At 57.6% G+C, this 6,000-nt stretch carries 3 protein-coding genes; 1 reads left to right on the top strand and 2 read right to left on the bottom strand.

Annotated elements, in window-relative coordinates:
• Positions 1-514: 514 nt before the first annotated feature.
• Entirely contained in the window at positions 515-1,858 is a 1,344-nt protein-coding gene (gdhA, locus tag GPS82_RS05290; protein ID WP_296491831.1) for an NADP-specific glutamate dehydrogenase, read from the bottom strand.
• Between the two features lie 673 nt (positions 1,859-2,531).
• Here gdhA and GPS82_RS05285 point away from each other — a divergent pair.
• The gene (locus GPS82_RS05285; protein ID WP_296491829.1) at positions 2,532-2,936 is read left to right on the top strand and encodes a hypothetical protein; all 405 of its coding nucleotides are present in this window, start codon (positions 2,532-2,534) and stop codon (positions 2,934-2,936) included.
• Between the two features lie 272 nt (positions 2,937-3,208).
• On the opposite strand, the gene GPS82_RS05280 is transcribed toward GPS82_RS05285, so the two are convergent.
• A complete protein-coding gene (locus GPS82_RS05280) occupies positions 3,209-5,896 on the bottom strand; it encodes a bifunctional acetate--CoA ligase family protein/GNAT family N-acetyltransferase (protein ID WP_296491828.1) in 2,688 nt (895 codons plus the stop codon).
• Positions 5,897-6,000: the final 104 nt, after the last annotated feature.

The raw sequence follows: 6,000 nt of genomic DNA, 5'->3' as shown, positions 1-6,000 counted from the left end.
GGACGTATCAGCCGAAGATAAACGGGATATGGAGCTTTCCCAAGGCGCAGTCGGCAAAGTGAAGAGCGATGTCCGCAACCGACAAAATGAGTACACGAACCGCAGTCACAAGGCGGTAATCCGACGATTTGGATGACCGCTGTCTGGAAATTTGGCTGTCGGCTTAGGGTCTAGCGGAGTCGCTCAACATTTTCCGAAGCCGACCGTCAAAATCGACCGTCAAATCTGGAGAAAGTTTTGGATCTGCAAAGCAGCGGGGGCTACCGGCCACGAGTGCTCGTTATCGGGAAAGCCAGCGTCCATCAACCCCTTTCTCAAATACTCCATCGACTGCGCAGACTTAGGAGTTCTCATGCCCGATTGAGCAGGGGCAAAACCGAAGGTTTAAAAGCCACCGAGCAATCATCACACTAGGCAGGGCAGCGTGCAGTGATCGCAGCGCCAGCCCTGCAGCTCTTGAAAAACACCCCATTTAGGCCGCGCAGCGACTGCGCTGAAAAGGTGCAGGAGTGGATCAGTAGACGCCCTGGCTCGACATGGCGTCGGCCACTTTGACAAAGCCAGCAATGTTGGCTCCATCAACATAGTTCACAAAGCCGCCCTCTCGCTCGCCGTAGCGAACGCAGTTGGTATGAATGTCAGTCATGATCAAACGCAAGCGGGCATCCACCTCGTCGCGTCCCCATGGCAGACGTTCTGCGTTTTGAGTCATTTCCAGGCCGGAGGTTGCCACGCCGCCTGCATTTGCGGCCTTGCCCGGACCGTACAAAATCTTGTTGTGCAGGAAGACTTCGATGGCATCGAGGTTGGACGGCATGTTGGCCCCTTCCGCCACACACTTGACCCCGTTTTTGACCAACTCGCGGGCATCGTCGCCGCTGACTTCGTTTTGTGTGGCGCAGGGCAGGGCAATGTCCACCGGCACACTCCATGGTTTGATGCCTGCCTCGTAGCGCAGACCCAACTGTTTGGCGTAATCTTCCACGCGGCCATACTGGCGGTTTTTGATATCCATCATTGCGGCCAATTTCTCGGGGGTAAAGCCTTCGTCATCAATCACCGTGCCGTTGGAGTCTGAGGCCGTGACCACCTTGGCACCGAGTTCCATGGCTTTTTGAATGGCATATTGCGACACGTTGCCCGAGCCCGACACTGAAACACGCATACCGTCCATGCTGAATTTGTTACGGGTGAGCATGTCTTCCACAAAGTACACCAGCCCATACCCAGTGGCCTCGGGGCGGATCAAGCTGCCGCCAAAGGTCAAGCCTTTGCCGGTGAACACACAAGCGGCGTTGTTGGAGAGTTTTTTCATCATGCCAGCCATGAAGCCCACCTCGCGCCCGCCCACTCCAATGTCGCCCGCAGGCACATCGGTATCAGCGCCCAGATGCCGGTACAGTTCCACCATCAGAGCCTGGCAAAAACGCATGACCTCGTTGCGGCTCTTGCCTTTGGGGTCAAAGTCAGAGCCGCCCTTGCCGCCACCCATAGGCAGGGTGGTCAGGGCATTTTTGAAGGTTTGCTCAAACGCCAAAAACTTCAAAATCGACAAGTTGACCGACGGGTGAAAGCGCATTCCCCCCTTGAACGGGCCAATGGCCGAGCTGTGTTGAATGCGAAACGCGCGGTTGGTGTGCACATGGTTGTGATCATCCACCCACGACACACGGAACTGAATCACACGCTCGGATTCAACCAAGCGCTCCAGGATGCCACTGTCGGCGTAATGGGGGTTCGCTTTGATAAAACCCCACAAGCTGCCCATCACTTCTTGCACGGCCTGGTGAAACTCCGGCTGATGCGGGTCGCGTGCTTTGACGTAGTCCATGAATTCGAGCAGGGTTTTGTATTTCATATAGGTTTCCTTGAGGGTTAAAAAATAAGTCGGTGATAAAGAGTCAACATCACTTGGATTGCAAAGCAGTGCATTTCAGAAGTTGCCTCGGCAAGTACGTGCGCGATATTGGTGCGTTGTGAGGCTTAAAAGTGAGTAAATGATTTGTTTTGGTGCGCAAGCATTTTAGATTGATGCGGCGATTGCATAACGTTATGCACTCAAGTTGTGCATCTTTTGTTGTTTTGTTTGGGCAGCATCAAGAATTTTGACGGCGTGTGACTAGCTGCTGATGGGAAATTGCACTGCGCTTGGTTCGAATTTGGTCTGTTCGCCAATACCACTCACAACTCCGAACGGCACTCCGGCGGTAAGCTGGATCGGATCGACAGAATTTGAATGCCCGCGTTGGAACGAGCAGATTGACCATCCCAATGTCTCTTCGGGGTCTGGGCTGAATCAAACGTACGGCGAAGTTGGTGCCGTCCACTCGCGACAGATTCGAACGGTTCGCTCGGTGAGGAGCGGTTCGAGCGTCAGGCCACAGCGACCACCGGGATTGACCGACTAGTCCATCGTTATCATATTTATGGCTCCACTTGCGATTTATCAATCAGGGGTATCTGCGAGTCACCTATGCTGATACCGTACCCTGCACAGGGCTGGCCAACCAAATGCCAAGAGGAAAACTGCCATGAATAAGAAACTCGCATTAGCCATTGCCGGAATAGTTCTCACGGCCACGTTTTCTCTATCAGCGAATGCTCAAGACCTGAAGACTATATTGCTTAAGCCTGCCAACGGATGGGTTATTGAATGGACCAATCCCGATACACGCGACAGCGGGGCAACCGAAGCCATATTTGTGGATAGCGGGAAAGACATCGTGGCGAAGCTCAATGTCATCGCGACGGGTACATACACCGGCGGTCTTATGCGTTGTGAGCGCAACGTAACGATTGCTGCGGACACCGTCAGATTCTCCGGTTGTAGAACGCCCAATATCGTCCTTTCTTTTGATCCTAATGATGCGACCTACCCATTTAAGTCAAAAGTCAGATCGGAGACTGGCTATATGTATAAGGCCAGGGTCAAGTAGTTTGTGACGATAGCGGAGCGCATCCCACTACGCCCCGGTTGGTCAACGGACGGCGAGCGTTCCCTCGCACGAAATCATCACCAGATTGCCGATTGAAGAGCTGCCAACTGGTGCCAATGTCGGGTTCGCAGGAGGCACTTTCGGAGGTTGACTGACCGCGATGGGTCTTCAAGAGTCACACAGAATGTCTGAAGCAAAGTCCAGCCACCCTCGTCCTCGCAATCAGGTCAATGGGGGCGCATGCGGATCCAATTCCGGTGCGCCCCTTCAATTCACACCACCTGCAAATGGTGCGTGACCAGCTTGAAGTCGGGGTCTTCCGGGAAGGACTTGACGACAAAGCCCAGCCCCTTCATGAGCTTGAGCATGTTGGGGTTGTTGGCCAGCACCAGGCCCTCGATCTCGGTCAGGCCCTTTTCGCGCGCAAAGTCCATGATCGACAGCATCAGCCTCGAACCCAGCCCACGGCCCTTGAACTCGTCGGCCACCACCAGCGAAAACTCGCAGCTGGCGCGGTCGGGGTTGGTGATGTAGCGCGACACGCCAATGATGCGCGTGGCTTCCGCTTTCTCGCCCTGCGCGTCGGTGACTTCCTCGGTGATGAGCGCCACCAGCGCCATTTCCCGGTCATAGTCAATCAGCGTGAAGCGCGACAGCATGTTGGCCGGCAGCTCCTGCATGCTGGACACAAAACGGAAATAGCGGCTCTCGGGCGACAGGCTGCGCACAAAATCCTGCAGCATGGTGGCGTCGTCCGGGTGCACCGGTCGCACGATGTATTCGCCGCCACCCGCCAACGGGCACAACTGCTCATGCTGCGACGGGTACGGCAGGATGGCCAAGTGGTTGTAGTGGCGCACCGACGGCGCGGCGTTGTCCACCACGATGCGGGCATCCACGGCCAGCGCACCCGACTCGTCGACGATGATGGGATTGATGTCCATTTCGCGCAGTTGGGGGAGTTCGCACACCATCTCCGACACGCGCAGCAGTATCTGCTCCAACGCCTCCGTGTCAACGGCCGGCGCGCCGCGCCAAATCCCCAGGGTTTCCGCGACGCGTGAGCGCTCGATCAGGCGGCGCGCCAGAAACTGGTTCAGCGGCGGCAGTTCCATGGCGCGGTCGTTGATGAGTTCGATCATGGTGCCACCCGCGCCAAAGGCGATCACCGGGCCGAACGGCTCGTCGGTGACCAGCCCCACGCAGACCTCGCGCCCGCGCTTCAGGTTGGCCATGTTCTGGATCGTCACCCCGTTGATGCGGGCATGTGGCTGCAACTTGGTCACCGTGTGGATCATGCCGAGGTAGGTGTCGCGCACGCTGGTGGCGTTCAGGATATTGAGCGCCACGCCCTGCACGTCTGACTTGTGGCTGATGTCAGGCGAGTCGATCTTGAGCGCCACCGGAAAACCCAGCTGGGTGGCAATCATGATGGCCTCATTGGCACTGCGGGCCAGAATGGTTTTGGTGACCGGGATATGAAAAGCCGCCAGCAGCGCCTTCGACTCCATCTCGGTGAGCACCTTGCGGCGCTCTGCCAGCACGCTCTCGATCAGCAGGCGGGCGCCTTCCACATCCGGTTGCGACAGGTCAGACAGCGGGGGCGGTGTTTGCTGCAGCAGTTGCTGGTTTTGGTAGAACGAGGCAATGTTGCCAAACGCGCCCACCGCCGCCTCGGGGGTGCGGAAGGTGGGGATGTTGGCGTCGTTCAGAATCTTGCGGGCATCACCCACCGTGGCATCGCCCATCCAGCAGGTCAGCAACGGCTTGCTGACATGGCGATTGAAATCGGCAATGGCGCTGGCCACGGCATCACCGTCGGACCCCATTTTTGGTGAATAAATCACCAGAATGCCGTCAATCTGGGGGGCTTTGCTGACAGCCTCAATGGCCAGACGGAAATGTTCCGGCCCGGCATCTTCTGAGACGTCGATCAAATCCGTCAGGGTGGACAAGGGTGGCATGAGCGGCTTGAGGGCGGCCACCTGCTCGGGCGTGAGTCGCCCCAGCACCAGATTGATTTCGCACACCCAGTCGGCGGCCAGCACACCCGGGCCACCGCCGTTGGTGATGATGGCCAAACGCTTGCCCACCGGCTTGTAACGCGAGGCCAGGCACTTGGCGGCCGAGAACAGGGCCACAAACGAGCGTACCCGCACCGCGCCAGCGCGCCGCAGCGCGGCATCAAACACGTCGTCGCTCCCCACGATGGTGCCGGAATGGGTCAGGGCCGCCTGATTGCTGGACGGCTTGCGCCCGGCCTTGAGCACCACCACCGGCTTGGCATTGGCCGCCGCGCGCAGCGCACTCATGAAGCGCCGGGCATTGGTGATGCCCTCCATATAGATCACGATGCTGTGTGTTTTTGCGTCTGCGGCCAGAAAATCCAGCACCTGGGCCATGTCCACTGCGGTATTGGGCCCGAGCGACACCACCGTGGAAAAGCCCACGGCGTTCTTTTTGGCCCAGTCCAGAATGGATGATGTCAGCGCGCCTGACTGCGATACCAGCGCCAGCGGCCCAAGCTTTGCCAAATCGCCCGCCACACTGGCGTTGAGCTGCAGGTGCGGCCGCTGAAAGCCCAGACTGTTGGGACCCAGCAGGTGAATACCGTCGCGGGTGGCCATTTTGTGCAGGTCAGCCGCCAGAGCGGCATCAATGCCGCTTGAGATCACCAGGGCTGAACGGCATTTGATGCGCCCGGCAATTTCCAGCGCAGCAGCAACCTCGGAGGGCGGCAGCGCAATGATGGCCAGATCGGCATTCACTGCGGCCAGATCGGCCAGGGTTCCACTGGCGTGAATATCAAGAAAAATCAGTTTTCCGGCAAAACGCTGGGCCGTGATGGCCTGGTGCAAGACACGGGCCTGCGGGGTCTGTGTCTCGGGCTCCTCGGGCTTGCCCGCAAACACCACAATCGAGGCGGGCGAAAACAGAGAACTCAAAAAATGCTTATCCATGAAACCACCTATTGACAAATAATCCGAAACAACCCAAAAAACACCGGCAAGCTTAACCTGAATGGCTGGCCATTTATTTGACTTGGCGCACCAAAAAAGCAGGC

This window comes from Rhodoferax sp. (assembly GCF_011391645.1).
GTDB lineage: Bacteria > Pseudomonadota > Gammaproteobacteria > Burkholderiales > Burkholderiaceae_C > Rhodoferax.
Note: the sequence above shows the minus strand (reverse complement) of the source record. Positions and strands in the feature narration are given on the sequence as shown.